This window comes from Bradyrhizobium ferriligni, assembly GCF_056837965.1.
In genome coordinates, this window is record NZ_JBXEJO010000157.1 from 1 (window position 1) to 3,623 (window position 3,623).

The window sequence follows — 3,623 nt, forward strand, 5'->3', positions numbered from 1 at the left end:
GTCGATGTCGTCACAGCACAAGGACCCCAGTGAGAAGCGATCTTCTGCCATGCGCAAGAGCGTTTTCGGGCGAAGCGGATACCGGTTCGCGTGAAGAAAACGCGTCAACCTCAAATCCTGCGCGCGTCATATGTTGCACCAAATTAATATTTGTGCAACATATGTTTCATGGCCCAGGCCCAGCCGAAACCATCGCCCCTGAACGAATTGTGCAGCGCATTGCCGTCGCTGCCGATGCGCTTGCAGGAGGTCGGCCGGTTCGTCGCCGCCAATGATTACGACGCCACCACCCGCTCGATGCGCGAGCTCGCCTCCGTCGCCGGCGCCGATCCTGCCTCATTCACCCGTCTTGCCAAGGCACTCGGCTATTCCGGCTGGGACGAATTGCGCGCCGCGCTCACCGAGGCGCGCCGGCCGGCGCAGGGCTCGCCGTTCTCCGGCCGCGCCAGAAGCCGCCGCGCCGGGCCGAATGCCGATGTCAAACTGGTGCACGACAAATTGGAGGCCGAGGCCGCGGGCCTTGCGCGGATTTCAGCGAGCGCGATCGCGGAAGCCGCGCGTGCGCTGCACTCGGCTGACAGGATCTGGATATCGGGGTTTCGCAGCTGCCGCAGCGTCGCGGAACTCTTGACCTATCAGCTTCGCCTGTTCCGCCCCGATGCCGTGCAATTGGTCGGCGGCTCCGGCCCGTTCGATCTCGACCACGGCGCCTTCCGCTCAGGCGACGCCCTGGTCGTGATCGGCTTTGCGCCCTACACCCTGGTCAGCGTCGAGACGGCGCGCGCGGCGCATCAGGCGCGCGCCGCGCTGATTGCGATCGCCGACACCATCACAGCTCCGATGGCCGAGGGCGCCGATCATCTGCTGCTGTTCGAGGCCGCCTCCTCCCCCGGCTTCTTCCCGAGCCTCACCGGCGCGATCGCAGTCGCCCAGTCGCTTGCGGCCGTCGCTTTCACGCTGGGCGGCGCCGGGGCAAAGCGCAAGCTGGAGGAGACCGAGGGCCGGCTTGCCGAGATGTCGCAATATTTTGTCGAGAAAGGATGAGTATCATGGCCGCCCACAAGAGCCGCGTGATGCATCGCAGCCTGCGCGAAACTCCGCCGAAGGCGGTCGGCGGTGACGGCGTCTGGCTGATCGCGGAGGATGGTCACCGCATTCTGGACTCCTCCGGTGGCGCCGCGGTGTCGTGCCTCGGCCATCAGCATCCGCGCATCCTGGCCGCGATCGCCAAGCAGGCTTCGAAGATTGCCTATGCGCATACCGGCTTCTTCTCCTCCGAGCCTGCGGAAGAGCTCGCCGAGCGGCTGGTCGGCCACGAACCCGGCGGCCTCGGCTATGTCTATTTCGTCAGCGGCGGGTCGGAAGCGATCGAGGCCTCGATCAAGCTGGCGCGGCAATATTTCATCGAGCGCGGCGAGCCGAAGCGCGCGCGCTTCATCGCGCGCCGCCAGAGCTATCACGGCAACACGCTCGGCGCGCTGTCGGCCGGCGGCAATGCCTGGCGCCGCGAGCCCTACGCGCCGCTGCTGTCGCCCTCGTTCAGCCATGTCACGGCGGCCTTCGCCTATCACGAGAAGCGCGACGATGAATCGGAGGCGGCGTTCGTGGCGCGCCTGGCCGCCGAACTCGAAGCCGAATTCCAGCGGCTCGGCCCCGATACGGTCGCGGCGTTCATCGCCGAGCCCGTGGTCGGCGCTACCGCCGGCTGCGTGCCGGCGCCGGAGGGTTACTTCAAGGCGGTGCGCGAGATCTGCAACCGCCACGGCGCGCTGTTGATCCTCGACGAGGTGATGTGCGGCATGGGCCGCACCGGCACGCTGCACGCCTGGGAGCAGGAAGGCATCTCGCCCGACATCCAGGCGGTCGCCAAGGGCCTCGGCGGCGGCTATCAGCCGATCGGCGCGATGCTTGCCAGCGGCACGATCGTCGACACGGTGCGCAATGGCTCCGGCGCGTTCCAGCACGGCCACACTTATCTCGCGCATCCGCTCGCCTGCGCCGCCGCGCTCGAGGTGCAGAAGGTGATCGCTGAGGAGAAGCTGCTCGACCAGGTCAAGGAGCGCGGCCGCCAGCTCGAGCAGCGGCTCACCGAACGGTTCGGCAATCACCGCCATGTCGGCGACATCAGAGGCCGCGGCCTGTTCTGGGGTATCGAGCTGGTCGCCGACCGTGCCACGCGGCAGCCGTTCGATCCCAAGCTGAAGCTGCATCAGCGGATCAAGTCCGCGGCCTTCGCCGGCGGGCTCGGCTGCTATCCGTCGGGCGGCACCGCCGACGGCCAGCGCGGCGATCACGTGCTGCTCGCCCCGCCCTATATCGCGACTTCCGGCGACATCGACATGATCGTCGAACGGCTAGGCGCTGCGGTCGACAGCGCGTTGAAGGATGTTGGTCACGGAGCATGATCCGGAAAAACGGGCACCGGTTTTCCCGCGACAAACGCGAAGCGTTTGCGCAGGGGTCATGCTCAAACGTTAGGAGGAGGAGGAAAACATGCTGAGGGGTATCATCACTCTAACCGTTCTCGCCGCAGGCATCGCGGGCGCGAGCGCGGCGACGCTCGACACCGTCAAGCAGCGCGGCACGCTGGTGTGCGGCGTCTCGACCGGCTTTGCCGGTTTCTCTGCGCCGGACTCGCAAGGCAACTTCAAGGGCCTCGACGTCGACTATTGCCGTGCGCTTGCCGCCGGCGTGCTCGGCGATCCCGCCAAGGTGCGCTACGTCGCGCTGACCGCGCAGAACCGCTTCACCGCGCTGCAGTCGGGCGAGATCGACGTGCTCTATCGCAACTCGACGCAGACCTTTCTGCGCGGCACCACGCTCGGGCTGCGGCAGGGACCGGTCAATTTCTACGACGGTCAGGGCTTTGTCGTGAAGAAGGACCTCGGCGTGAAGGAGCTGAAGGACCTCAAGGGCGCCACCGTGTGCGTCGCCCAGGGCACCACGCATGAAGTGACGCTCGGCGACTACGGCCGCGCCAACGGCATCGACTGGAAGCCGCTGGTGTTCGACCGCGTCGACACCATGTACCAGACCTTCTTCGGCGGCCGCTGCGATGCCATGACCCAGGATGCTTCCGCGCTCGCAGGCGCGGTCGCGACCGCAGCCCCGAAGGCCGATGACTATGTCGTGCTGCCGCAGACCATCAGCAAGGAGCCGCTCGGCCCGTTCACCCGCAACGGCGATGAAGTCTGGAGCGACATCATCACCTGGCTGCATTACGGCCTGATCGAGGCCGAGGAGCTCGGCGTTACCCAGGCCAATGCCGACGAGATGGCGAAATCGCAGGTCCCGGCGATCCGGCGCCTGCTCGGCGCGTCGGGCGATCTCGGCTCGCGCCTCGGCCTCGACAACAAATGGCTGGTCGCCGCCATCAAATCCGGCGGCAATTACGGCGAGATCTTCGAGCGCAATGTCGGCAAGGCAAGCCCGCTGAAGCTCGAGCGCGGCCTCAACGCCACCTGGAACAAGGGCGGGCTGATGTACGCGATTCCGTTCAAGTGACCGAAGTTACCTTGCCCCGCCTGCGGGGAGAGGTCGGATTGCGAAGCAATCCGGGTGAGGGGGAGCCTCCGCATACCCTCCTCTCACCTGTTACGACGATAGAGCCCCTCACCCCACCC

General features: G+C 66.6%; 3 protein-coding genes. All 3 read left to right on the forward strand.

Annotation, left to right across the window (positions count from 1 at the left end):
* Nucleotides 1-168: 168 nt before the first annotated feature.
* The 3 genes from AC1VNY_RS42235 (at nucleotide 169) to AC1VNY_RS42245 (ending at nucleotide 3,504) form a co-directional block, all read left to right on the forward strand.
* A complete protein-coding gene (locus AC1VNY_RS42235; protein WP_482409629.1) occupies nucleotides 169-1,044 on the forward strand; it encodes a MurR/RpiR family transcriptional regulator in 876 nt (291 codons plus the stop codon).
* A gap of 5 nt (nucleotides 1,045-1,049) precedes the next feature.
* Nucleotides 1,050-2,405, forward strand: coding sequence for an aspartate aminotransferase family protein (locus AC1VNY_RS42240; protein WP_482409630.1), 1,356 nt, complete (start codon nucleotides 1,050-1,052; stop codon nucleotides 2,403-2,405).
* Nucleotides 2,406-2,493: 88 nt separating this feature from the next.
* The gene (locus AC1VNY_RS42245) at nucleotides 2,494-3,504 is read left to right on the forward strand and encodes an amino acid ABC transporter substrate-binding protein (protein WP_482409631.1); all 1,011 of its coding nucleotides are present in this window, start codon (nucleotides 2,494-2,496) and stop codon (nucleotides 3,502-3,504) included.
* Nucleotides 3,505-3,623: the final 119 nt, after the last annotated feature.